Raw genomic sequence first — 24,155 nt, forward strand, 5'->3', positions numbered from 1 at the left:
CGGCCGGTTCGAGTTACCTCGAACCGGCCGTTGACCTGCGGCTTCTCACCACGACACCGTCGGGACGACAGGATTTGAACCTGCGACCCCTTGACCCCCAGCGATGCGGACAAGGGTGGGTCGAGCTCTTGGACACGGTACGGCGACCTACACGGCGGCAAGACGTCGATCCTCGCTTCTCACACACCTTGGCGGTTCTTCAGAGCAGTTGAGCGCGCTCACACAACCTACGTAGCCGCAGCCCGATGTACGTGGTTCGTCGACCCAAGTCCCTCGCTGGCCCCCACAGCAGTCAAGCGCGGGCCGGTTCACCTCAATCTTCCACCGCATCGCGCGGTTCCCATCGAGTGACATCAACTGTGGGCACGCATACCCGTATGCCACGGACGGTCGTCACCGACCTGCCCCTCAACGCTGCAGCAGACCCCATGTCTCTGCCGGAGCGGACCGCAGCGTGAGTTGCGGTCTACACGGGTTCGGACAAGCAGCCAGGAAGGCGCACCGTGCACAGCCACGAACCCGTTGACTACAACTGCCCGTTCTGTGACTTCCCCCTGTCCGGGAGCCGGAAGTCGTCTACCGTGATGCGCTGTCATCGCCACGATTTGCCCCCGTTGGTGGCCACGGAACGAGGGACATCTGCTGATCATCCCCATTGCCCATCACGAAACCTCTATACGCTCCCCGCCGCTGACGGTCACGCGGTCTTCGACGTCACCCAAAAGCTTGCCTGCGCCATGCGGTCAACCTACGACTGCGCGGGCGTCTCCACTCGCCAGCAAAACGAGCCCGAGCGGCCAAACCGTCTGGCATTTCCACCAACACCTCTTTCCCCCGCTACCCCGGCGACGATCTGTACGCTTCGGCACCGCAGCCGGACGCACTCCCCGCCGAACGCCGCCGCGCCTACGCGCCACACTCAAGTCCTAGAGGCAGCAGCCCCCTTGGGTTGGCCCTACCACCTTTCTGCCGTCACTGACCTTGGCCCCCGGCCCGGTCCGGTGGGGGCTTGGGCTCCTTGCGTACCCGGAGTTTGGCCGTAGCGTCGGCATAGCCGGGGCAGCGTGCGGTGAACGTGACGTAACCCGGGTCGTAGGTTTCGGTGATGCGCGTGTTCGTGGCTCCGACGTCGCTCCCCTCGAGCAGGACGCGGCCCGCCACCGGTGAGCCGTCGCCGGAGTCGTGGACGAGGACGGTCACCGTGCTCTGGCCCTCCAGCACGTTGGCGGGGTTCACCGTGGCCCGCAGGACACCGGACTTCGGGATCGGGCTCCACACCCCGGCGTAGTCCCAGACGGCTGCCCCGCCCCACAGGGTGAAGGCCATGCCGTTGATCTCCGCTCCGCCCAGTCCCACGGCCGGGGCGGGGATGTCGAGGCGTATCCATTCGCCGGACGGCGGGAGAGGTCCCAGGTGGCGGCGTTCCGTCGTGCCCGGTGTGCCCCACGGAAGGCGGTCGGCGCCCCAGTACGCCCGGTGCAGCCACTCCGTGGTCCGCCACTGCAGCATGATCTCGTCGGGCGGAGTGTCCGGGTCGAGGAGCACGTAGGCGAACAGGACGTCGGCGGCGGCCACTTGCAGCGTTTGCGTGGCACCGAGGAAGTAGTGCTGGTGCCCGCCGTCCGCGCGGGCCGAGCGGTGCAGTACGGCGCCGTGGAAGGGTTTCGGGTCCGCCGTCCACAACCAGGTGTCGGCGTCGGCGAACGGCTGCGCTCCGGCAGGCAGTTGGTCGTCCACCCAGACCCGGTCGCGGCTGTCGAGCTCACGCCAGTCCACGATCCAGCACCCCTTGTAGCGCCCCTGCTCGCCACGGGTGGGAGCCACCGAGACCGCCGCGTCCACGTGGTCGGTGTGCACCTGTGTGGTCACCGTGCGGACGCCGCTCCTGTTGATCATCCCGTTGCGCAGGTCCTCGAGATGGCGCACATCACGCACCTCGATGCGCCGGGTGCCCGAGGACGGCGGGAAGTCCGGCCGGACGCTCACGGCCCAGTCGGCCTGGTTCCCGGTCGTGCCCGGTGTGCACAGGGCGCAACGTGTCGTGCCGGTACGCAGGTTGGGTCCCGGCTCGGCGAACTTCACCACCCAGTCGATGGGGTGCATCTCGAGCCAGGCGTGGTGCCGGGTGGGCGGGGTGTCCCAGGGATCGAGCACGGTGGCGGGGTCGCCGTGCCAGCAGTCCTCCCACAGCGGGCCGCGCAGCAGCACGTAGTCGCCGGTGCGCAGCGGGCCGCGGCCGTCGGGGTAGTAGGGGTGGAACGGGAAGCACGCCCCCGTGTCGCTGCCGAAGGGGTTCACCCATCCCGCCGGTGCGGGCCCGCGGCCCACGAAGTGCCGGGTGAACAGGCCACCGGTGTTGTTGACGTGCCAGCTGTTCAGCTCGCCGTGGATGCCCTCCGCGTTGCCCGGCAGGATCCAGGAGTTGAGAGTCACCGTCGTGGGCCGGCCGGACGTGCCCGCGAACGGAGGGCCCGCGGGGAAGGGGATCCGTGGCTGGTCGCCGGCCGGGTTGCCCGGGTACGAGGCGGCGGTGAGGGCCGAACTCAGACCGCCCGGGCCGTACATCCGGTCCATGAAGACGCTGTCGTAGCGCACCTCGTAGTGGATGTCCTCGATGCCGTGCGCGTATTGGTTGATGTACGGCTGCGCCGGGGTGTCGCCGTTCGGCCGCCACAGCCAGCCCGCGACCAGTGCGTCCGCGTACACCAGGTTGCGGCGCTGCTGGCAGTTGTAGTGCCACTTGCCGGTGATCGACTCGAAGTCGTCAGGGCAGCCGAAGAAGACGTCGGTGGCCCGCACTGCGGGGTCCGCACGGAACCTGCGCTCGGTGTACCGGGACAGCGTCCCGTCCTCGACCACGCGCATCTTGAGGCTGTTCAGCCCCAGGGACGGAAAATCTCCCGGGAGCAGAGGAAACTTGGTGTCGCCCACCACCAGGAAACTCTGCTGAGCCGAACTCTCGCGGGCGAGCGAGACGCTCGGCACCGTGAGCATGACCTGCGCCCGGTCCCGACTCAGCCGCGCGGCTGTCGCGGCTGACCGGTGCCGCGCAGCACGGCCCGTACGGCGAGCAGCCCGACGGCGACGGAGAGCGCCACCAGCGGAATGTCGATGATCAGGAACTCCCAGCCGACCAGGTACTCCCCGCTGGCGACCGTGGCGAGCACGCCGAACAGGACGGCCCCAGCGATCCCGGTGAGGAGCCGGAGGCCGGGGCGGACGAGGGCGAGCACCGCGCCGAGCACGAGACCGGAGGCGATGGGGAACAACTCGTTCATCGCGCGCCCCCTTTGGGGCCGAGGAGACCTCGAAGCGAGGCCATAACGCGACGATAACGGGCGAATCATCACCTGTCTGTACGGAAGGTTTGTTCTGTTACAGATCCTCACCAACGCTTCCGCTCACGGTCCACGCGGGCAGAGCTCACGGTGCGGCACATCCGTGGTGTAGCGGCGCCGCTGGTCCCGGTCGAGGGCGCCCGTCGTCGTCGCGCAGATACGGGCGATGGCCGCCTCGGGGTTCAGGTTCCAGATGCGGACCGTGTCGTCGGCTCCGCCCGTCACGAGGGTCGTGCCGTCGGAAGCCAGGGCGAGGGCGAACGTGCCGCGGTGGTTGCCCTCCAGCGGGTCGCCGATGAGGCCGGGACGGGCCCGGTCGTGTACGTCCCAGAGCCGCACATCGTCGCCGGCGGTGGCCAGCAGGCGTCCGTCGGCGCTGAACGCGACCCCGGTGACATGGCTCGTGTGACCGGTCATCCTGGCGCCCAACTGCCGTGGCCGGGCCGGGTTCTTGAGGTCCCACAGGTGTACCGAGTGGTCGGAGCTGCCGGTCACCAGGGTGTTTCCGTCCGGGCTGAAGGCCAGGGCGAAGCCGTTGTCGAAGAGGGACCTCGCGTCTCGGCCCGCCCGCCATGTGTGCAGCAGCTTGGGGTGCGGGGACTTGGTCATGTCCCACAGCCGTACCTTCTGGTCGTAGCCGCCGGCCGCCTGGAGCCGGCCGTCGGGGCTGAAGGCCAGCGCGCCGATCTGCGTGGTGGACTCCGCCGACGTCCGGTTGACCGGACGGCTCGGGTCGGACACGTCCCAGATGTGCAGCGCGGCGTCGAAGCCGCCGGAGACGAGGAGCCGCCCGTTCGGGCTGAAGGCCAGGGCCGAGACCGGCTTCTTGTGGGCGCGCGGCAAGCCGGCGACCAGCCGTGGGTGGAGGGGATCGGCGACGTTCCACAGCAGGATGCTGTTGTCCTCGCCGCCCGCGGCCAGGAGCTTTCCCGAGTGGCTGAAGGCGAGGGAGAGGGTGGCTTCGGCGGGTGCGTCGAGCGGGTCGCCCAGGGGTCGGGGCCGGGCAGGGTGGGCCAGGTCCCACAGGCGGACGGTGTCGTCCCCGCCGCCCGTGGCGAGGACCCGGCCGTCGCTGCGCAGGGCCATCGCGTCGATGGAGTCGGCATGGCCCGTGAGCGCCGTCCGCGGCAGGTCCCACACCCGGGCGGTGCGATCGGGGCCGCCGGTGGCGAGACGGCGTCCGTCCGGGCTGAACGCGACGGCACGCACCATGCTGTCGTGGCCGGTCAGCGTGGTGTGCAGCAGCGTGGGCGCGGCGGGGTCGACCACGGTCCACACCTCCGCGGACCCCTCCGTGCCAAGGGCCAGTTCGCGTCCGCTCGGGCTGAAGGCTGCCGCGACGTAGCCGGGCCACGGATCACCCAGCGATGTCGGCTTCGCCGGGTTCTTGACGTTCCACAGGCGTACGTTGTCGGTCCCGCCGACGGCGAGGGTGTGCCCGTAAGGGGCGAAGTCCAGGGACAGCACCCAGCCCGACGGCTTGGGGAGTACAGCGCCCACCGGCCGCGGTGCGCGCGGGTCGGCCACGTCCCACAGCTGCACGCTCTTGTCGAGGCTGCCCGCTGCGAGGAGGCGTCCGTCGGGGCTGAAGGCGGTCACGTCCAGGTCGTGGCCGCGCCCTGCGACGCGGCCAAGGCGGACGGGGCGGCGCGGATCCGAGACGTCCCACAGCCGTACGGTCTCGTCCGCGCTCCCGGTGGCGAGCACCTCCCCCGCCTGCCCGAAGGACACTGTTTCGACGCCTTCTGTGTGGCCCGTCAACGGCTTGGACAGAGCGGCCTGTTCGTCGTTGATGAGCCGGGTGCGGGCCGCGTCGGTCGGGGAGGTCCGGTAGGCGAGGATGTCCAGCTGCGCCGCCAGCGAGATGTCGGTGTCGCGTAGTTGGTCGGCCTGTGCCACCAGGTAGTTCGAGCGTGCGCGGTTTCGCTGGTCCAGGGCGGTGTTGCGTTGCTGAAAGGCGACGACGGCAGCGGTGCCGGCCAGCAGCGAGAGCACCATCAGGCCGACGACCCCGAGGCGCCGTTGCCGCCTCGCCTTGCGGTGCAGGGTGATGTGTCGGCCCACGAGGTAGTCCTTGTCGGTGCCGCGCAGCGGAGCGACGATCTGCGCAACGCTGTTGAGGAGTACGGGATTCGACCGGTCGAGGAGCCTGGAGGCCCGCACGGACGACAGGTCCACCCACAGCGGCTCCGAGGCGAACATCCCGCGGGCGCTGGGCGGCAGCGAGTCGGTGCGCTCCCAGTCCCAGTCGCCGCCAGCGTCGCTCCAGGTCAACTCCCCCGACGTCAGGACGATGCAGACGCGGCTGGCCGGGCGATTCGCGCGCCACCACGCCAACTCGCGTTCCACCCACTTCGAGAGTGCCGCCTCGGGGGACGCGAGGAGGATGAGCCAGGACGACCGGGACAACGCCGTCTCCAGAGCGCCCCGCAGGTCGTGCGATGCCGACAGGCTCGTGTAGTCGCGGGAGATCCGCAGACTGCGCGGCCGGTACCAGGGCGTCGCAAAACGCTCGAGCCAGTGCTGCAGCGAGGTCGCCAGGGCACCGTGCAAGGCGCTGCTGTACGAGATGAAGGCGTCGTAGTGGGGTGAGTCCCCTTCGGCGTGCGGCGTCCGCAGAGTCACACGGGACTCCCTTCAGGGCCAGCGGCCCGGTCGGATCGGACATCCGCGAACTTCCGTTTCGGTGACAGGCGTTCAAGGCCCATAGAACGAGTCACGGCTGGCGTCGCGTTTCGTCGAGCAGCAGCTCAGGGGCGTGGACACCAGCAAGTCGTGCGAAGCCGAGTGTGTAGGTGTGCAGGTTGTGTTGGACGGCGCCGAGTGCCGCACGACACTCGGCGCCGTCGGACCAGGCCGATTCGGGGTCTTGCGGGTGAAGCCGCTCGTAGGTGTGCAGTCGGGGGTGCCAGGTGGCCAGGAATGGGCGCAGTTCACGGTTGAGCATGGTGATGGCGAGGTATTCGACGGTGCGCCCGCCGGTGGCCCCTTTGGAGGGGCGGCCGGCCTTGAGGGTGTCGCGTGTCGTGGCGAACAGCCCGTACAGCGAGTTGAGCGCCTCACGCAGGTGACCTTCGTCAGGGCTCAGCGGCTGAGTGGAGATACGAGTCGCAGTCTCGACGAACAGATGCCAGGCCATGTTGCGGGCGTCGTTGTTCACGACGAACGTCAGTTCGCTCACCTGCGGAATTTGTATGGTGACCTCGCTCAGCCGCGCGGTGCGCGCGTAGAACTGGAGGATCGTCGCGGTGACGGCGCCTGCCAGACTGCCCGTGACGATGAAGAGATTACGACCGGTCACCTGCGTCAAGGCGAAGACGAGTAGGCCGGTGGCGGCACCGACCCCTACAGCCACGGCCATCCGCGTGCCCTGCCAGCGCAGTCCCCACAGGACGGTATTCTGCCGGTACATCGTCTTTCACCTCCCTGCCGTTCGAGCAACTCCGGGCTGGCCATGGATGCGGCTCGATGTCGGTCGGCGTGTGATCGGGAAGCGGCGGTTCAGCCGGTGCTTCCCGCCGCGTCGAGTTCCGGCGCCGCCTCCCCTCGCGCGAAGTCGGCTGCTGGCCGAAGGTGCACGCGTGCCGGGTGTCAGCCCGGGAGCGGGTGGAGCGCAGCGTGCGACGTCCAGAGACCGAGCTGGTCGCCCCGCGAACAAGAGGACCCAGTGGGCCGCGCCCGGGACGCACCGATCAAGTGACGAGGGGGCCCGCGCTCCAGCCGCTGGTACCCCGCCAGTAGTGCTGGTACTGCCCGTCTGTGCGTTCCGCGATCAGTTCCAGGTTCGTGCCGTAGGTGCTCTGCAGCAGGCCGATGACGCGACGTATGCCGGTGCCGAAGACCGCCGAGCGGTTCCAGGGGCCGGGCGAGCTGTTGTAGCGCCACCAGTGCTCGATCTGCCCGCCGGCGATAGGGACACATAGTTCGAAGTTGCCGATGCCGGCATCGTCCCCCGCTCCGTATGTGCTCTCAATAAGGCAGGGCGCCCCGGTCGCGTTCTGGCCGAAGGTACCGATGAGGGTCCAACCGATGGCGGCCAAGGCACGGCGGAAGTGGAGCAGCTGTCCGTCAACGGCCGTGCACACGTAGTGCAGTTCGCCCTGTTCGTTCTCCGGGGATCCGGTCATGCCGAGTTTGCTTTGTACGAGGGAGGGCCCGCCGAGGGCGATTCCGTCCCCGAAGACCTGCCGCTCGTACCACTCACCGGGGGTGTGAGTCCACGGCGCGCTGTTGTGCTTGGTGAGGTGGTGGGCCCGTCCGTCCTGGGTGACGACGACCACCTCGAAGTCGCCGGGCGCTCCGCGGTTGCTCTGTACGAAGCCGGGGATGCCCACGGGGTCCGTGGGCCCGAAGAGCGTGGCGTCGTTCCACCAGCCCGAGGACTGGTCGTAGTAGACGTGCCGCAGTTTGCGGTAGTTGGAGCGGTACACGAGCTCGAAGTCGCGATTGAACGTGGACTGAATCGCCGCCGGGCAGTCGAGTGCGTCATCGTGGAAGGTGTCCCGGTACTTGTCCACCGAGCGCACGGTCCCGACGCGGATCCAGGGCATCTTCGAGTCGGCGTTCTCCCTATACCAGTGCTCCAGGTTCGAGCCGACCTTGACGAAGAGTTCGAAGTTGTTGCGCAGCGCCCCGTTGCCGCCCTGTACGAGCGCGCCGGTACGCAGCCGCCGCTTGGCCCACGGATCGGGGTTGGTGCCGCGCAGCCCGGTGAAGCCGACATCCTCCAGCAGCCCGGCGTCGTAGGAGACCTTGCCGTATCCGCCGACGCCCCACGTGGTGCCCCAGGAGTTCTTGACGATCCAGTACCGCTCGTCGTCGTTGAACCCGACCACGAGCAGCGCGTGCGCGCCACCCTTGACTGTGGTGGTCGGCTTGTAGATGCCGTCGTGCAGGCTCCCGAAGTCAACGGGCGGCACCAGCATCACGGCCATCGGCCCGACCAGGTCGATCCACTGCCGCTTCCGGGCGGGCTCGGTGAGCGTAACGTTCGCCCCGGCGACTATGCGCATCGTGCGGCCCGCGCGGTCGGGAGTCGGGGACAGCGGGGTGGCCCGCAGATCTCCGGCGTGCGGCTTGGCCGTGTACATAGCAGCAGCTTCGCCCCAGGGAAAGCAGTCGGGGTCGGCGAGCCCATAGCGCTCCACGAAGATCGTGCCTTCGCCGATGTTGCCGAGGTCCCACGCCTGCTTGCCGGTGCCTCGTGCCAGGTCCCCTTCTGAGCGACGTGCCCACAGGCAGTGCTCGATACGGATCATCGCCTCGTACAGGGCAATCGTTGCGAACGCCCAGCAGTTCTGCGAGCCGCCCTGATCGCGCACGCTCGTGATCCAGCCGCGCCCGAAGCGCGAACGCCAGTCAATATTGGTCACGGCCCGCTCCTCTCGTTCGCTGGGAGTAGCCCGAGCTCCGTCCAGCGTGCCCGTAGATCGGGATTGGTCGGCGGCTGCGTGCTCAGCAGCTCGTGCAGGTCAACTTCCGGCGGCAGTACGGCGAGTCGCGCAGCTTCGGGAATTTGCTCCTCCGGTAAACCGCCACGCGTACGGTCGGGGAGAGGGTCGCCGTCGGCGAACCGTGGATCGACTGTCCAGGGATCGCCCAACCTTGCCAGGAGCTGCCGCAGTTCACCGGCTGTATGTGGTGTGTCCTTGCCGTTGCCCATGCCAACCTCCCCTGACTGGCGAACAGCGCCCAGTCCCAGTGCACGTAGGCGGCACAGCACGGTCAAGAGACACGGGGCCGGGGCGTAGGGTGCGGTCCCGGAACCCGTGTGTGATGGCTCGTCGGCACGGGGCACCCGGCGTAGTCACGGGTACGCCCGCTCTCTCCTTTGGCACAGCCCCTCGAAGCCGACGCTGCCGACTTCCTGAATCGCCCCGGGTTTGATGGAGACATCGAAGACCCGGAAGGATGTCGACCATGGCTGCTCCCCGTAAGTACCCCGACGAACTGCGCGAGCGTGCAACGCGGTTGGGTGTAGCTCTCTTCCGGGGACGGCCCCGAGGTTTGAGCTAGGAGATCGTGGTTGTGGGTGATGGCGGCGTGGTCGGGGTCTCTACCGTGTGGGTGGAGGAGGCGACGTTGATGGGGTCGTTGATCGGGGAGTTGGAGGCGCGGGAGGCGGCGGCCCGGGCCCGGGTGCGGTCGCCGCCGTCCTCGACGAGTGACGGAACCGCCGGGGCCGCACCGTGCCGGGAGCCGAGCGGGTCGGGCCGCCCACCGACTAGCATCGCCGAGTTCGCGCCACCCACCGGCCCGGGCATCGCGGCGCGGCGTACAGGGGAGCTGGCACGGCATGAGAACGAAGAGCGCAGCGGCGTGGGCGGTAGCGGTGCTGGTGCTCGGCGCAGCCGTCGGCGGCTGTGCCGAGCAATCGGAGAAGGGACCGTCCGGCAGCAGCGCGAAGCACACGAAGTCGCACCGCGAACCCGAGGACAAGCCTGATTCACGGGTCGTCGAGGACGACGAGGACCACACCGTCCTCGAACTGTCCGACGGCCGGCAGGTGTCGCTCCGCTTCACTCGCCGCGGCCTGGAGGCACAGCATCGCGACGCCTCTGACGACGCCTGGTCGGCCCGGAAGACGGTCTATGAGACCGGCACCAGACCGTGCGGCGGCATCAGGGCAAAGGCGTACCGGGACACCGTGTGGCTCGCGGCTGGCTTCGGCGCGTACTGCAGGGACGGCGAAGAACCGCAAGAGGTGATCGCGGCCGTCGCCACCGGGGACCTCTCCTCCTGGACCACCGACCCGACCAAGAACACCATCGTCTGGCCGAAGGTCCGCATCCGCGACGGTGGCGCCCGAGTGGACTTCGTCGCTCCCAGCTGGGTGCGAACCGCCACGCTGACCTGGCGCAAAGGCTCCGGATTCGCCAAGGTGGCCATGAAGTACAAGCCCATCCACCCCTGGTTCGTGGGCCGGTGGCGAGCCACGGACGGCAGCCAGCAGCTGACCATCCATCAGGTCGGGCCGGGCAGATGGGCACGCGCGGTCATCGAGTCCCGCACCGGCCCGCGATGCAAGGGCAGCGCCATTGTCACCGGCATCGGCCAGCACGACCTGTCCATGAGCAACTTCAAGCTCGATCAGGGCATCAGGACCGTCAACTGCCCGCCGAAGGAGACCGAGTACGACTTCGACGTGAAGTCCTCGGACGGCCCGCTGCGCCTACGCAAGATCGGCAACCACCCGAAGACCGTCCTTACCTATGAGCGGGCCGGCTGACATACGACTGCGCATGAGGGGCGGCGGGAGAGTCGGACGGACGCCGGAAGAGCTCCGCGGGCGATGCCCCTCACCGGTATCCGGTTGCGTCCGCCGGCTTGCCGGCGTCGTCGACCTCGACCAGGTAGCGCCAGCAGTCGGGGCGCTCGTCCTCCAGATGAGCCGTCAGCCGGGCTAGCTCCGCTACGAGCGTCTCCACCCGGGCCTGGGCCGCCGCCTCCCGCGCCTCCAACTCCCCGATCAACGACCCCATCAACGTCGCCTCCTCCACCCACACGGTAGAGACCCCGACCACGCCGCCATCACCCACAACCACGATCTCCTAGCTCAAACCTCGGGGCCGTCCCCGGAAGAGAGCTACACCCCATCTACGGGGACCTTGACCTGGCCGGATACACCCTCGCCGCCTGATCTTCAGGCCCGCACTCTGCTGACCAGGGCCGCAGACCTGCTGCGGTCGCCGACAGACGGACGGCGTCCATCACTCCCTGACCACGCAGAAGGGATGCCCAACAGGATCGATGAGGACCCGCGCCCTGGCCTCATCATGCGGCTGATGATCCGGCTTGCTCGCGCCCAGCTCCAGCAACCGGGCCTCGGCCTCGTCCAGCTCCTCGTCGACCTTGAAACAGATATGAAGCTGCTGGGGGACGTTCTGACCGGGCCAGCTCGGCGCCAGGTAGTCGTCGACACGCTGGAAGCCGATCAAGAGACCATCCCCCCAGTTGAGACCGGCGAATTCGGCACCGGATTTCGGGTGGAGTTCGAGGTCGGTGGCCTGCTGATAGAACGCCACCAGGGCCAGCGGATCAGGACAGTCGAGGGTTATCGCACTCAACCTCATCTGCAGGGACATCGCACCTCCGGGCCGGTCATTGGACTTCGCGATGCCCACCCTAGAAGCCTCCGCCAGCCTGGTTCGCGGCCATCCCTTCAGAGGCGCTACACCCATCCGCGTTGGCTTCGTGCGACTCCTCGTCACCGAGGGGCGACCGGGTGCGCATCGAGTTGCACGAACCCGAGCCTGAGAAGTAGTCCGCGAAGCCGGGAAGATGCATGACGGTGCGGTGACGGCTCGAAGGTGGCCACCGTGCCGTTGAAATCCTGGTGCAGGCTTCTCCACGATCTGCCATTCTCACCGCATGTTCAGGTTCGAAGATCTTGTCGCCGAAGGGGAAGCTGTTCCAACTCCAGGCTGGGACTTCTCCTGGTTCGCTGGCCGCGCGACCGAGCAGCGCCCGTCATGGGGCTATGCGAAGTTGCTCGCTGAGCGGATGGCGAAGGCCGAAGCAGCACTTGACATCCAAACCGGTGGGGGGCGAAGTGCTGGCCTCGGTGCCTGTTCCCCCGCCGACCCTGACAGCAACGGAATCGTGGCAACCGAACCTGGAGATCGCCCGGCGTAACCTGGCCAAGTTCAACGGCACGGGTCTGCCGCACGATCGGGTGACATCTTGACCTGCCCCACGTCCTGGGTTCCAGTTCTGGTGGCTAACTGACGGCCCTTCACGGAAGGCTGGCAGTCATGCCTCGTCCCTATCCTCCGGAGTTCCGGGCGCGTGCCATCGCGCTGGTCCGCGCCGGCAAGCAGACCAAGCAGACCGCGGTCGAGCTCGGCATCCATCCCGTCACGTTGTCCAAGTGGTTGCGCCAAGACGACATCGACCATGGGCGGCGGCCGGGAACCCCGTCGAGCGAGTCGGCCGAGCTGCGGGCCGCTCGTCGCAGGATCCGCGAGTTGGAAACCGAGCTGGGGATCGTCCGGCAGGCGGCGAAGTTCCTCGGCGAGGACCAGCCCCGCCCAAAAGGCTCTACCCGGTGATCGACCGACTCGTCGATGCCGGGGCACCGGTCGACCGGTGCTGCCGGGTCCTTGGCGTCACCCGGCAGAACTACTACAAGCACAAACGCACACCCACCACCCCGCGCCAGCTACGGCGGGACTGGCTGACCGGGCTGATCCGGGAGGTCCACGTCGCCTCCCGTGGCACCTACGGCTACCGCCGCATCCACGCCGAACTCACCCTGGGCATGGGCATCCGGGTCTGTTGCAGGACCGTGTCGGTGCTGATGACGCTGGCCGGGATCCACGGTCTGCCCGGCCCGGTGCGCATCAAGCAATTGCGTGGCATCGTCAGCGCCGACGATCTGGTCAATCGCAAGTTCCACCGGCTGCATCCGGACGAACTGTGGGTCACCGACATCACGCAACACCGCACCAGGGAAGGGTGGGTGTACTGCGCGGCGGTCCTGGACGCGTTCAGCCGCAGGATCGTGGGCTGGTCCATCGACTCACGACCGGACGCCACCCTCGTGGTCAACGCGCTGGACATGGCCATCCGCAACCGCCGCCCCAAGCCGGGCGGGATCGTTCACGCCGACCACGGTACCCAGTTCACCTCCTGGGTCTTTGGGGAGCGGATCCGCTCCGCCGGCCTCCTGCCGTCGTTCGGCACCGTCGGGGACGGACTGGACAACGCGATGATGGAATCGTTCTGGTCCTCGATGCAAATCGAACTGCTCGACCGCAAGCGGTGGAAGACCCGGGTCGAACTGGCCAACGCCATCTTCGAGTTCATCGAAATCTTCTACAACCGCCAGCGACGACATTCTGCACTGGGCTACCGCACCCCCATCGAGTACGAACTACTCTCCAAGAACGACACCATCCCGGCAGCCGGTTAGTCACCGAACCTGGAGCCCAAATGGTGGGGCAGGTCATCTGAACTGGCTTGCCCTGTAGGGCGGGTGGGAAGGATGTCGCTGTGCCCAAGCCTTATCCGGAAGAGTTCCGCCAGGATGTCGTGCGCGTCGCGCGGAACCGCGGCCCGGGTGTGACGGTCGAGCAGGTGGCCGCCGACTTCGGTGTCCACGCGATGACGCTGTGGAAGTGGATGCGGCGCGCGGACATCGACGAGGGGGCCAAGCCCGGAACGTCCAGCCAGGAGAGCGCCGAGCTTCGGGAAGCACGCCGGCGGATCAAGCTGCTGGAACAGGAGAACGAGGTCCTGCGCCGGGCTGCGGCCTATCTGTCGCAGGCGCATCTGCCGGGAAAAGGATCTACCCGCTCGTAAAAGAGCTGGCCGCAGGCGGGGTTCCCGTCACGGTGACGTGCCGGGTGTTGAAGCTCGCCAGGCAGCCCTACTATCGCTGGCTGGAGCGACCGGTGACCGCTGCCGAGTTCGAGCAGGCCGCTCGCGCGAACGCATTGTTCGACGCTCACCGCGAGGACCCGGAGTTCGGTTACCGCTTCCTGGCCGACGAGGCCCGCAGCGTCGGTTCTGGCATGTCCGACCGGACCGCGTGGCGGATCTGCCGGGACAACCGCTGGTGGAGCGTCTTCGGGAAGAAGCGCGGGCGGACCAAGAAGGCGGGCCCGCCCGTGCATGATGATCTCGTCCGCCGTGACTTCACGACGGACGGTCCGAACCGGTTGTGGCTCACCGACATCACTGAACATCCCACGCGGGAGGGCAAGTTGTACCTCTGTGCGATCAAGGACGCCTTCAGTAAGAGGATCGTGGGCTACTCCATCGACGATCGGATGAAGTCGCGGCTGGCCGTCGCGGCCCTGGACAACGCCGTTGCCCGCCGCGAGAACGTGGCCGGGTGCATTGTCCATAGCGATCGCGGATCGCAATTCCGATCAAGGAAGTTCGTCCGGGCACTCGCCGGCCACCAGCTGGCCGGTTCGATAGGAAGGGTCGGGGCGGCGGGCGACAACGCGGCCATGGAGTCGTTCTTCAGCCTGCTGCAGAAGAACGTCCTGGACCGCCGGCCATGGGCCACCCGCGAAGAACTGCGGATCGCGATCGTGACCTGGATCGAGAAGACCTACCACCGACGCCGCAGACAAGCCTCACTCGGCCGGCTCACCCCCGTCGAATTCGAGATCGTCATGACCGCACCGGCCCTCCAGGCCGCGTGACCGAACCTGTCACCTGAAGGTGCGGCAGACCCCACCGTCGTTGAAGTCGGTGATACGGCTGACCTGCCGTTCCCCTCGGACCACTTCGACTTGGTGGCCAGCCGTCACCCAGTGGTGACCCGTTGGGACGAGATCCGCCGTGTCCTGCGCCCGAACGGTACATATTTTTCCCAGCAGGTGGGCTGGGGCACCGTGCGCGAACTGTCCGACTTCATGATGGGGCCACAGCGGGATGCGCCTCAGTCGCTGCTTCCTCCGCTGGCGACCACAGCTGGCGCGACCCCCATGGCAGCGGCGGTCAGCGCGGAAGCGGCAGGTCTGGACGTCGTGGCCGTGCGTCAAGAAGCGCTCCGGATGGAGTTCCACGACATCGCGGCGGTCGTCCATTTCCTTCGCAAGGTCATCTGGATCGTCCCGGGCTTCACGGTGGACGAGTACCGCGACCGTCTGGCAGAACTCCACCACTTCATCGAGCGCCACGGCCCCTTCGTAGCCCACTCACAGCGCTTTCTCATCGAGGCCCGCAGGAGATAGCTCAGGTTGTTGGGCCTGGAGCGGCGGGACGCTGCCGCGCGATCGGCCCACTGAACTACGCGACCAGATAAGCAAGTTGACCGCCCTCCTCTCGGGACAGGAAGGGAGTTCTGTCTCAGTTGGAGAGGGGTGTCTCCGCTTACAAAGGTCAAGCCGAGCTCAGCATTTGCCTGATTCGGCCCGCCTGAGCGCAGCAGAGAACAGGCCGAAACCTCCAGGTCACGCGCGGGTCGAATCAAGATCGACTGCCCGGGAGCCGCAGGACACGGCGATGCCCTCGTGGGGGTCGATTCGCCGCCTGGCCGCGCGCCAAGCCGCAGCGCATTCAGGCAGGGCCCCTCAACAGGAACCGCGCCCAACCGGGGTTTAAGTAGGAGAGGCGAGGATCGCGTCGAGTAGCCCCGGAAACCGGGCGTTCAGGTCGTCCCTGCGCAGGGTGAGAAACCTCTGGGAGCCTTGGACTCGCGCATGCAGGACGCCTGCTTCGCGTAGCACCTTCTGATGGTGCGAGAAGGTGGAACGGCTCATTGTCAGGCCGGCGTCGGCCTGGAGCCTGGTGCAGTCCGACTCCCCAAGTCGAGCAAGGGCTTGCACAGTAGTCAGCCGCCCCTCATCGCCGAGCGCCGCCAACACCTTGGCGAGCCGCAGCTCGCTCACATCGGGGTGCATCCCGTCTGCCATCACCGTCACCTACGGATCGTAGATCGAGGCTTCCTGTATGTCGAACTTCCTTGTACTGTTCGACGATCTTCGACATAGTCGATGTTCTTCGAACACCTGGGGAGTGTCATGGATTCAGCTGAACGCCGTCACTGGCCGCTTCTGCCAGTCATCCTCGCGGCGATGTTCATGTACGGCTTCGACCTCAACGTGGTCAACGTCGCCGTTCCGTCGCTTCAGCACGAACTGCACGCCGGTCAGGTGGCGTTGGAGCTTGTGGTGGGGGGATACGCCTTCACCTACGCTGCAGGGCTGGTGACCGGTGGGCGCCTCGGTGACCTGTTCGGCCACCGCCGGATGTTCCTCCTCGGCATGGCGGCCTTCACAGTCGCCTCGGTACTGTGTGGCATCGCTCAATCACCCGGTCAGCTGGTCGGGGCACGGCTGCTGCAAGGGCTGACGGCGGCGATGATGGTGCCGCAGATCCTGGCCATGATCATGGCCAACTTCGCTACGGAGGAACGGCCCAAGGCGCTGGCCTGGTTCGGCGTCACGGCCGCCGTCAGCGGAGTGTTCGGCCAGGTCCTCGGTGGGCTGCTACTGGATGCGGATGTGTTCGGCCTGGGATGGCGGGGGATCTTCCTGCTCAACCTGCCGGTCGGTCTCGTCGTCCTCGCCCTCGCCACACGTGTGCTGCCCCGGAGCGCGGCCGCTCGGCATGCCGCATTGGACCCCGTGGGCGTCCTGGGGGTGTCTGGTTCACTGGCACTCGCCCTGGTGCCGCTGGTGCTCGGTCGCAGTCAGGGCTGGCCGCCCTGGTGCTGGGTCCTACTGGTGGCGTCCGTTCCGGCCGCGCTGCTGACACTGTCGTACGAGCGTCGGCTGCTGGCACGCGGTAGTACACCGCTGCTGGACCTGTCCCTCTTTCGGGTCCGCACGTTCAGCGCCGGCCTGGCTATCAGCGTGGCGTTCATGAGCTACTTCACCAGCAGCATCTTCGTTGTCAGCCTGTTGCTCCAAAACGGCCTCGGGCTCACCCCGCTACAAGCCGGACTGACGTTCGCGCCGATGGCCGTCGCCGGAGTCGTCGCGCCGCTGGTGGGAAAGCGATGGATCGTCGCCCACGGCACAACCAAGGTCATACTGCTCGGCTGCGCCATCGACCTTCTCGCCAACCTTGCTCTCGCCCTCACCCTGAACCTCCAAGGCGGGCACGTGGCCGTCCTGTGGCTTGCCGCAACACTCGCCCTGATGGGCCTGGGCAACACCCTGATCCTCCCGGCGCTCATCGGCGCCACCCTCTCCGGTGTGCAACCCCAGCAAGCAGGGATCGCCTCCGGGATGCTGAACACCACCCAACAGTTCGCCGGCGCAGCCGGCCTCGCGGTCATCGGCACCGTGTTCTTCAACGCACTCGGAACCCATCCCACAAGCGCCGCCAGTTATGCCGCAGCCACCATGACCGCGGCCTGGATTAGCGTCGCCCTCGTCGCCGCCATGGCTGTCCTCACGGCGGCACTGGCCCGTCCCTCCCGCGCGAACTCGCCCGCAGGGATCCGCAAGACCGTCACCACGACCGAGCGATGACCCCCCGTTGGGTGCGGTTCCTGTCAAGGGGCGGCCCCACCTGAATGACGTGTCCTGCGACGCCCTAGCAGTGGCACTGGACCGGGCCTCGAGCGTGACCTGGAAGAGCTATCCCTGCTGAGTTCAGGCGGGCCGTTCAGACAAATGCCCAAGTCAGCTTGTCCCTTAAAAGGAGCTACGCCCAAGGACGATGAGGGGAGATGGAGCGACCGTGGCTTCCTGGACTACTGTCTGCGCGACAGTGCCGCCCTTTCCGACACGCACGTGAAGCAGATCCTCGCCCTTGCCGACCGCAGCCCAGGGGCCTGGCCCCTTCTGATCGGCGGATGGTTGCGGGATCCTCTCATCGAGCGCATCAAGTCCCACCGCGAAGACTTCCTTACCGCCGCCCGCGCTACCACTGGCACGGAGCCAGTCGAGGCGAGTGGCTGAAATGGCAGACCAACACTGCCCCCAGGGCATCCTGTACGTCCCCTACAGCGACATAGCCTCGGCTCGGGCAGACCTGCTGGTGACACCGGGAGCAATACCAGCCCGCACGGGTCGTCGCTCAGCTGCACCGGGTCCTGCCGACCGAACCCAAAGAGGTCCACCACCTCGACTTGGCGAGAGCCCGTGTGGACGGCTCTCCCACGGGCGCCAGAACCCGGAGGGCGTTACGTCTCGTCCGACGCCCCATCCACGCACCGTGCTCGGCTACCGCAAGGACGGCCGACCGATCCACCCGATCCTCGGCGCAGACGAGCGCGCCCCCTCCAACGGGGTGCAGCCGCCCGGCAGTCAGGGCCGCATGTTCACCCAGGACGCGGTGGTTCAGCTCGAGAAGACTTGTCCGGCTACACACCAACGTCGGCTGCCTCAGTCCCGTCCACGAGGAGATCGCCCTCGCCGCCTGACCGCCACACCAACGATGTCCACCAACCACGGAACACAAGCCCATCAATCGCTTCAGGCCCAGGGGCATAGCCAGGGGGAGGTTCAAGGGGTCTGCACTGCTCGGCGTCGGCGCCCCGCGCCACGTGATGGCGGGGTGATAGCAGCCGCCCCCGGGAGGCTACGGTCCGCCAGCTGATACGCCGGGGGGATGCCGCCTGCACTGTGGAAGCCAATTGCCCCCTCGTTGGAGGTGAGCTTCATGGCTCCTCGCTCCCCTGAACGCGGTCGCCTCTACCGGCGTTGCGGGTGCCGCCGGCCCGACGGACGGCAGTTCGGGGCCCGATGCCCCAAACTCAAGGGCCCTTCCAGGCACGGCTCGTGGGCCTTCGCCGTCTATCTGTCGTCCGCCGACGGCACTCGCAGGCCGCTGTGCCGTAGCGGATTCGCTACCCGCAAGGACGCGCACGCGGCGCTGGAACGTGCCCTGGTCTGTGAGCGCACCGGCCTCGAATGCGACGAGAGCCTGACCGTCGCGGGCTATCTGGGCGAGTGGCTACGGGCCAAGCAGGACACGCTCCGGCCGGCCACGTTCGTCCGCTACCGCGACCATGTCCGCAACGATCTGGTCCCCGGCTTCGGGCGCATGCGGCTGGCCGATCTGCGCCCTCGACACATCACCGCCTGGCGCGAGGCCCAGGCCGCCCGGGGGCGCGGGCGCGTCGCCGTCTACCGGATCGCCGCCACCCTTTCCAGCGCGCTGGGTTCCGCCGTGCGCGCCCGGCTGATCCCGGACAACCCGTGCCGGTACGCGCTGCCACCCCGGCTGCCCTCCCCCGAGCGCATCTGCTGGAACCCCAGCCAGGCGGCCGCGTTCCTGCGCCACAACCACGCCCACCACCACGACCAGCTGGCCGACCTGTTCGAGGTGCTGATCGGCACCGGCCTGCGGCGCGGTGAGGCCCTGGGACTGCACTGGCCCGATGTGCACCTGGCGGAGCAGACGCTACTGGTGCGCTGGAGCCTGACCGCCGTCAACAACAACCGGCTCTATCTCGGCCATCCCAAGACGCGGGCCAGCCGGAACTGGGTGAGCCTGTCCCCGCGGGTGGTCGCCGCCCTGCAGCGCCAGGCCGTCCTCGCCCGGGCCGGCCAGGCACCGGGCACGGCGCTGGCCGGGCTGGTGTTCTGCCACCCGGACGGCGCTCCGCTGCGTCCGCAAGGCGTCCTGGTCGAACTGCGCCGGCGGGCCGCCCAGTGCGGCCTGCCGAGGATCGGGGTGCACGACCTGCGGCACACCGCCGCCACCCTCATGCTCAGCTCGCAAGTGCCGCTCGCGGTGGTCTCCAAGACGCTGCGCCACTCGACCCTTTCCACCACCGTCAACCTCTACGGCCACCTGCTCCCGCACGCCGCCCGTGACGCTGTCACCGCACTCCAACAGTCCCTGGAACAGGCCGACGACGCACACCGCACCCGCCGTGAGGGAGTATCAGGGCGGCGGTAGGCCTGAGATCCCGGGCGCACCGCGCCCCCGCCGGAACCTGCCGAGGCCAGCTACTGCCTCGGGCGCCGGCTGCCATCACGTCGCCGTCACGTGTCACACGAACGCAATCAGCGGGCCCGCCGTTTCCGGCAGACCCGCTGATCAGCACTGTCGGGACGACAGGATTTGAACCTGCGACCCCTTGACCCCCAGTCGCGAGCCCATGAACGCGGTACGGTGCCCCGCGCGACCGTCACCCGCTGCTGGACGCTCTGCGAGCACCGGTGGCGGTCTACGCGGCGCCCCTTCGCGGTCACGCGACATGAGCGGACATGAGCCGCCATGAACGAACCTCCGCGACCCTGCAGCCTTCCCGCGTCCGCACCCGCACACGGCAGCGTGGCCCAGCCGTGGCACCAGGTGACCGACCACGGGGCCCTCACCCACGACCCGTCCGACGACTACCCCGCGCCATGCATCGCGGCAGCGGAAGCCACCGTCGCCGATCCGGGGTCGCTCGGCATCGTCCTAGGCGGCTCCGGCAACGGCAAACAGATGGCGGCGAACCTCGCGCCCGGAGCCCCCGCCGCCCTCGTCTGGAACCTCTCGACAGCCACCCTGGCCCGGTCCCACAACAACGCGAACGTGATCGCTCTCGGCGCCTGCCAGCACACCACCGATGCCGCGCTGGCGCTCGTCGACGCGTTTGTGGCAGAGCCTCTCTCGGGCGAAGCCCGCCACCAGCGCCGCATCGACCAGATGGCCCGCTACAAGGACCGGGCTCCGGCCGGCACGGGGTGAAGTGCCGGGCACGCGAGGCTCGTCGGGACGACCGGCGGCCTCGCGGCCGGGCCTCCTGAGTGGGCGCCTGCGAGCCGTCGTGTCCGATTGTCCGGGGCCGCGGCCAGAGGGGCCTTCTTCCGCACGGCTTTCCGCCGTACACAGCGGTGCACTTCGGGCTGTGGCGCGAAGACAGCTCCGACCGGGCCGGCCGATCTGCTGCCCCGGACAAGAAGAGCCGGAGCAGCAAACTCGGCACCACCACCAACGCCGCTCTCGACGGCCCAAGGCAGGGCCCGTGCGTGACGGGCTGCACCGATACCCGTCGATCGACCTTGACCGTTTCCCACGCTCAAGAGCACAATGATCCGCTCGAGTTGGATCAACATCCGCCCCATCCGCGCCGGCTGGCGCCCGCGGTTGCGGATATGAAGAGCGATACGGGTACCCCGGGGGCGTGATGTCGGACCTGACGAAGGATTCGGAGAGCATCCGAAGCGGAGACTGCCCAGTGAGGCGGAGCTGACCCGGATGTTCGTGGCCAGCCGCGGAACAGTCAGGGAAGCACTCCGGCTACTCACCAGCCAGCACCTGGTGGTCACCACGCGAGGAGTCACCGGCGGCAGCTTCGTCTCGACGCCCAGCGCCAGCAGCGTCGCGGAGAACCTGGGCGGTTCGCTCGGACTTCTCGTCAACGCCGAGAACCTGACGGTGGGAAACCTCCTGGAAGGCCGTCTGATCCTGGAACCGGTGGCTGCGGGTCTGGCCGCCGAACGCTCCGACCGCGATGCTCTGGAGACACTGCGGGCGACCGCCGCCAGCACCGGCGACCTCGCTCCAGCCCGCGGCTTCACCGTCCACTGGGACTTCCACGCCGCTCTGGTCTCGGCCACCGGCAACCCCTTGCTCACCCTCATGTGCCGACCCATCAACGAGGTCCTGAGCGGCCGCCTGCACCGCGACCGCGTCGCCCGCGAGCAGTGGCACGAGGTGGACGCCGACCACATTACGATCCTGCGCGCCGTCGAGGACGGAGACGCCGCCGCGGCCGAACGCCTCACCCGTGAACACCTGATACGCCTGCGCCACCTGTACGAACAGGTGGAAGCGTCGACACCCCGACAAGGCGAGTAGCAGGGCAGACCGTCCGGGACGCCTACACCCCACCGCCCCCTGTCCGTCACGCAGGCCCAGCAGAACTCGCCGGCGTCCTCGAAGAACGGCTCGGCAACGACAGTCGCACGGACGTACGCCCGCGTGGCCAGTTGAGTCGGGTCGCCTCCAAGCCGATCGTCGTCCGTCAACGGGGTGTTGTTGGACGTGCCCTAGAACTCGACATGGCTGACGACGGATTCGATGCGCTCCCGACCGTCTCCCAGCTTCGAGGAGCAGTCGTCGACGGCGTTCTGATGGAACCGCCACGAGCAACAAGCCGCCCTCGAAATCAATGCAGTTGTCCGGTCCGGACTCCTTGTCCTTCCAATCGGTGCGCCTCCGACTCGCCCACCAAGGAACTTATAACTTTCACGGACGAGCACGCGAGAACCCCGCACCAGAGACACCATCTCCCCCTTCGACCCCACTCGAATATCGTGACATAGCCGGGCATTTAAACCAGGCCAGATGAAGCCACACGGCGAGAAGGGTTGACGACACACGAATGACTTATAAGACTCTGCGGCATGTCACCCCTGTCAAACCTTCGTGTCGTCGACACCGCCACCCTCTTCGCCGGCCCTCACGCCGCGTCGATGCTGGGTGACTTCGGTGCGGACGTGATCAAGATCGAGCATCCGCGGCGCGGAGACCCGTCGCGCGGGCACGGGCCGTCCGTCGACGGCGTCGGCCTGTGGTGGAAGTACCTCTCCCGCAACAAGCGGGCCGCAGCCGTGGACTTGTCGAGCCCGGAGGGCCAGGAGGTTCTGCGTCGAATCCTCGATGAGGCGGATGTACTGGTGGAGAACTTCCGTCCGGGCACCCTGGAGCGTTGGGGCCTCGGTCCTGATGTGCTGCAGGAGCGCAACCCGCGATTGATCATTGCGAGGATGACAGGCTTCGGACAGTTCGGCCCGATGGCCTCCCAGCCGGGATTCGGCACGCTGGCGGAGTCCATGAGCGGGTTCGCCGCAATGACGGGGGATCCGGACGGTCCGCCCACGCTGCCCCCGCTCGCGCTCGCCGACGGGGTGGCGGGCCTCGCCATGGCCTACGCGATCATGGTTGCGCTGCGCACACGGGAGGAGACCGGGCGCGGGCAGGTCATCGACATGGCCATCATCGAACCGCTGCTGGGTCTCCTCGGCCCACAGGTCACGGCCTACCAGGCACTCGGCACCCTGCCCGAGCGCACCGGAAACCGCTCGAGCAGCAACGCACCCCGCAACATCTACCGCACACGGGACGGTCGTTGGCTGGCCATCTCGACCAGTGCCCAGCCCATCGCGGAGCGCGTCATGCGCCTGGTCGGCCGCGAAGACGTGGTCACCGAGCCGTGGTTCGCATCAGGAGCTGGCCGCGTCGCTCACGTCGAGGAGCTCGACAAGGCGGTGGCCTGCTGGATTGCAGCCCGCGACGCCGACGAGGTCATCACCGCGTTCGGCGAGGCGCAGGCTGCGATCGCGCCCATCTACGACGCGTCGGACATCGTCAAGGACCCGCAGTACCAGGCCCTGGGTACCTTCGTCGAGCTGCCGGACGAGGAACTGGGCAGCGTCACCGTGCAGAACGTCCTCTTCCGTCTGTCGGACACCCCCGGTGAGGTCCGGTGGAGCGGCCCCAGCCTGGGCAGTCACACCACGGACGTTCTCACCGACATCGGCTACGACGAGCACACCATCGACAGCCTGCGCACCGCAGGGGTGATCGCGTGAGCGCGACGCCTGTCGTCTGGTTGTACGTCCCAGGCGACCGCCCCGAGCGCTTCGCCAAGGCTCTGTCCAGCGGAGCGGACGCGGTCATCATCGACCTAGAGGACGCTGTCGCCCCGGCCGCGAAGGACCGGGCCCGAGCACATGTGGCCGACTTCCTCACGGATGACCCCACGGCGGGGCCGCCCGACATCCAAGTGCGCGTCAACGACCTCGCCACCGCCCGTGGACGGGACGACCTCGCGGCCATCGCGGGACTCCCCGGGCTGGCCTCCGTACGCCTGCCCAAGGTGGAGGACACCGAGACACTCGACGTGTTCGACCGCCTGGTACCGGACACGTCCATCGCGGCTTGGGCCCTGCTCGAGTCGGCCCGCGGGCTCGCGGCCACGACGCGCATCGCGGGACACCCGCGCGTAGCCGGCCTCGCGCTCGGGGAGGTGGACCTCGGCGCGGAACTGTCGATCACCGCGCCGACCGCGCTGGACCACATCCGCGTGCAGACCGTCCTCGCGGCAGGAGCCGCTGGGCTCGCGCCGGTGGCCATGTCGGTGTACGCCAACATCGCCGACCGCGAGGGGCTCCTGGAATCCAGCCGCCACGGCCGGACGCTCGGCATGTGGGGGCGAACCGCACTACACCCGGCTCAGATCCCGGCCATCAGGGAGGCCTTCGCCCCCACCGCCGAAGAAGTGGCCCGCGCCCGCGAGGTCGTCGAGGCCGCCGAAAGCGCCGCGTCCGACGGCATCGGCGCCGTCGCTCTGCCGGACGGCCGTTTCCTTGACGCACCCGTCCTCGCCAAGGCGCAGCGCGTGCTCGCGCTGGCTGCTCGGCGCTGAACCTCATCACGCATACGTCCAACTGCCCACACAGA

Annotated in this window: 16 protein-coding genes and 4 pseudogenes; 11 read left to right on the forward strand and 9 right to left on the reverse strand. The window is 68.1% G+C overall.

Going from position 1 to position 24,155, the window contains the following annotated elements; all coding sequences use genetic code 11:
- Nucleotides 1-972: 972 nt before the first annotated feature.
- The 6 genes from OHA73_RS05105 to OHA73_RS05130 all read right to left on the reverse strand — a co-directional run bounded on the left by OHA73_RS05105 (nt 973) and on the right by OHA73_RS05130 (nt 9,601).
- Complete coding sequence (locus OHA73_RS05105; RefSeq protein ID WP_327654343.1) at nt 973-2,994, reverse strand: hypothetical protein; 2,022 nt, start codon at nt 2,992-2,994, stop codon at nt 973-975.
- A gap of 20 nt (nt 2,995-3,014) precedes the next feature.
- A complete protein-coding gene (locus OHA73_RS05110; protein ID WP_327654344.1) occupies nt 3,015-3,278 on the reverse strand; it encodes a hypothetical protein in 264 nt (87 codons plus the stop codon).
- 123 nt (nt 3,279-3,401) lie between these two features.
- Nucleotides 3,402-5,963, reverse strand: a complete 2,562-nt coding sequence (locus OHA73_RS05115; protein ID WP_327654345.1) for a hypothetical protein — start codon at nt 5,961-5,963, stop codon at nt 3,402-3,404.
- A gap of 91 nt (nt 5,964-6,054) precedes the next feature.
- Nucleotides 6,055-6,750 (reverse strand): hypothetical protein, encoded by a 696-nt coding sequence (locus OHA73_RS05120; RefSeq protein ID WP_267071953.1) that lies wholly within the window; start codon nt 6,748-6,750, stop codon nt 6,055-6,057.
- 280 nt (nt 6,751-7,030) lie between these two features.
- On the reverse strand, nt 7,031-8,710 hold the full coding sequence (locus OHA73_RS05125) for a C1 family peptidase (protein ID WP_327654346.1): 1,680 nt from the start codon (nt 8,708-8,710) through the stop codon (nt 7,031-7,033).
- A 639-nt stretch (nt 8,711-9,349) separates the two neighbouring features.
- A complete protein-coding gene (locus OHA73_RS05130; protein ID WP_327654347.1) occupies nt 9,350-9,601 on the reverse strand; it encodes a hypothetical protein in 252 nt (83 codons plus the stop codon).
- Nucleotides 9,602-9,633: 32 nt separating this feature from the next.
- Between OHA73_RS05130 and OHA73_RS05135 the strand changes: the two genes are divergently transcribed.
- Nucleotides 9,634-10,566, forward strand: coding sequence for a hypothetical protein (locus tag OHA73_RS05135; RefSeq protein ID WP_327654348.1), 933 nt, complete (start codon nt 9,634-9,636; stop codon nt 10,564-10,566).
- A gap of 70 nt (nt 10,567-10,636) precedes the next feature.
- On the opposite strand, the pseudogene OHA73_RS05140 reads toward OHA73_RS05135, so the two are convergent.
- Nucleotides 10,637-10,723 (reverse strand): annotated as a pseudogene (locus OHA73_RS05140) (dehydrogenase); the annotation flags it as partial.
- Between the two features lie 324 nt (nt 10,724-11,047).
- Nucleotides 11,048-11,422 (reverse strand): VOC family protein, encoded by a 375-nt coding sequence (locus OHA73_RS05145; protein ID WP_267072997.1) that lies wholly within the window; start codon nt 11,420-11,422, stop codon nt 11,048-11,050.
- 286 nt (nt 11,423-11,708) lie between these two features.
- Between OHA73_RS05145 and OHA73_RS05150 the strand changes: the two are divergent.
- The 4 genes and pseudogenes from OHA73_RS05150 to OHA73_RS05165 form a co-directional block, all read left to right on the forward strand.
- Nucleotides 11,709-11,955 (forward strand): annotated as a pseudogene (locus OHA73_RS05150) (class I SAM-dependent methyltransferase); the annotation flags it as partial.
- Between the two features lie 136 nt (nt 11,956-12,091).
- Nucleotides 12,092-13,251, forward strand: a pseudogene (locus OHA73_RS05155) (IS3 family transposase).
- 80 nt (nt 13,252-13,331) lie between these two features.
- Nucleotides 13,332-14,494 (forward strand): IS3 family transposase gene (locus OHA73_RS05160; RefSeq protein ID WP_267071949.1). Its coding sequence is split into 2 segments (ribosomal slippage): nt 13,332-13,616 and nt 13,619-14,494, totalling 1,161 coding nucleotides; the frame shifts between segments, so codons are not numbered across the junction.
- A 6-nt stretch (nt 14,495-14,500) separates the two neighbouring features.
- Nucleotides 14,501-15,028: pseudogene (locus tag OHA73_RS05165) on the forward strand (methyltransferase domain-containing protein); the annotation flags it as partial.
- Nucleotides 15,029-15,394: 366 nt separating this feature from the next.
- Here the strand turns inward: OHA73_RS05165 and OHA73_RS05170 are convergent.
- Nucleotides 15,395-15,709: an ArsR/SmtB family transcription factor gene (locus OHA73_RS05170; RefSeq protein ID WP_267072996.1), complete on the reverse strand. Its 315-nt coding sequence runs from the start codon at nt 15,707-15,709 to the stop codon at nt 15,395-15,397.
- 108 nt (nt 15,710-15,817) lie between these two features.
- On the opposite strand from OHA73_RS05170, the gene OHA73_RS05175 reads away from it, so the two are divergent.
- The 6 genes from OHA73_RS05175 (at nt 15,818) to OHA73_RS05200 (ending at nt 24,120) form a co-directional block, all read left to right on the forward strand.
- Nucleotides 15,818-17,275 (forward strand): MFS transporter, encoded by a 1,458-nt coding sequence (locus tag OHA73_RS05175; RefSeq protein ID WP_327654349.1) that lies wholly within the window; start codon nt 15,818-15,820, stop codon nt 17,273-17,275.
- Nucleotides 17,276-18,410: 1,135 nt separating this feature from the next.
- Nucleotides 18,411-19,655, forward strand: a complete 1,245-nt coding sequence (locus OHA73_RS05180) for a tyrosine-type recombinase/integrase (RefSeq protein ID WP_267071947.1) — start codon at nt 18,411-18,413, stop codon at nt 19,653-19,655.
- Between the two features lie 321 nt (nt 19,656-19,976).
- Nucleotides 19,977-20,435 (forward strand): RpiB/LacA/LacB family sugar-phosphate isomerase, encoded by a 459-nt coding sequence (locus OHA73_RS05185; protein ID WP_267071946.1) that lies wholly within the window; start codon nt 19,977-19,979, stop codon nt 20,433-20,435.
- Nucleotides 20,436-20,918: 483 nt separating this feature from the next.
- Entirely contained in the window at nt 20,919-21,548 is a 630-nt protein-coding gene (locus tag OHA73_RS05190) for a FadR/GntR family transcriptional regulator (RefSeq protein WP_267072995.1), read from the forward strand.
- Between the two features lie 548 nt (nt 21,549-22,096).
- On the forward strand, nt 22,097-23,284 hold the full coding sequence (locus OHA73_RS05195) for a CaiB/BaiF CoA transferase family protein (RefSeq protein ID WP_267071945.1): 1,188 nt from the start codon (nt 22,097-22,099) through the stop codon (nt 23,282-23,284).
- A complete protein-coding gene (locus tag OHA73_RS05200) occupies nt 23,281-24,120 on the forward strand; it encodes an HpcH/HpaI aldolase/citrate lyase family protein (protein ID WP_267071944.1) in 840 nt (279 codons plus the stop codon). Before OHA73_RS05195 ends, OHA73_RS05200 begins: the two co-directional genes overlap by 4 nt.
- Nucleotides 24,121-24,155: the final 35 nt, after the last annotated feature.

Source organism: Streptomyces sp. NBC_00483 (genome assembly GCF_036013745.1).
In the GTDB taxonomy this organism is placed as follows: domain Bacteria; phylum Actinomycetota; class Actinomycetes; order Streptomycetales; family Streptomycetaceae; genus Streptomyces.

Bases quoted from the DNA above. Each gene is read 5' to 3' on its own strand.
- OHA73_RS05195 (WP_267071945.1), top strand. From the start codon at position 22,097: ATGTCACCCCTGTCAAACCTTCGTGTCGTCGACACCGCCACCCTCTTC.
- OHA73_RS05185 (WP_267071946.1), top strand. From the start codon at position 19,977: ATGAACGAACCTCCGCGACCCTGCAGCCTTCCCGCGTCCGCACCCGCA.
- OHA73_RS05105 (WP_327654343.1), bottom strand. From the start codon at position 2,994: ATGCTCACGGTGCCGAGCGTCTCGCTCGCCCGCGAGAGTTCGGCTCAG.
- OHA73_RS05175 (WP_327654349.1), top strand. From the start codon at position 15,818: ATGGATTCAGCTGAACGCCGTCACTGGCCGCTTCTGCCAGTCATCCTC.
- OHA73_RS05145 (WP_267072997.1), bottom strand. From the start codon at position 11,422: ATGTCCCTGCAGATGAGGTTGAGTGCGATAACCCTCGACTGTCCTGAT.
- OHA73_RS05120 (WP_267071953.1), bottom strand. From the start codon at position 6,750: ATGTACCGGCAGAATACCGTCCTGTGGGGACTGCGCTGGCAGGGCACG.
- OHA73_RS05130 (WP_327654347.1), bottom strand. From the start codon at position 9,601: ATGCCCGGGCCGGTGGGTGGCGCGAACTCGGCGATGCTAGTCGGTGGG.
- OHA73_RS05110 (WP_327654344.1), bottom strand. From the start codon at position 3,278: ATGAACGAGTTGTTCCCCATCGCCTCCGGTCTCGTGCTCGGCGCGGTG.
- OHA73_RS05170 (WP_267072996.1), bottom strand. From the start codon at position 15,709: ATGGCAGACGGGATGCACCCCGATGTGAGCGAGCTGCGGCTCGCCAAG.
- OHA73_RS05180 (WP_267071947.1), top strand. From the start codon at position 18,411: ATGGCTCCTCGCTCCCCTGAACGCGGTCGCCTCTACCGGCGTTGCGGG.
- OHA73_RS05135 (WP_327654348.1), top strand. From the start codon at position 9,634: ATGAGAACGAAGAGCGCAGCGGCGTGGGCGGTAGCGGTGCTGGTGCTC.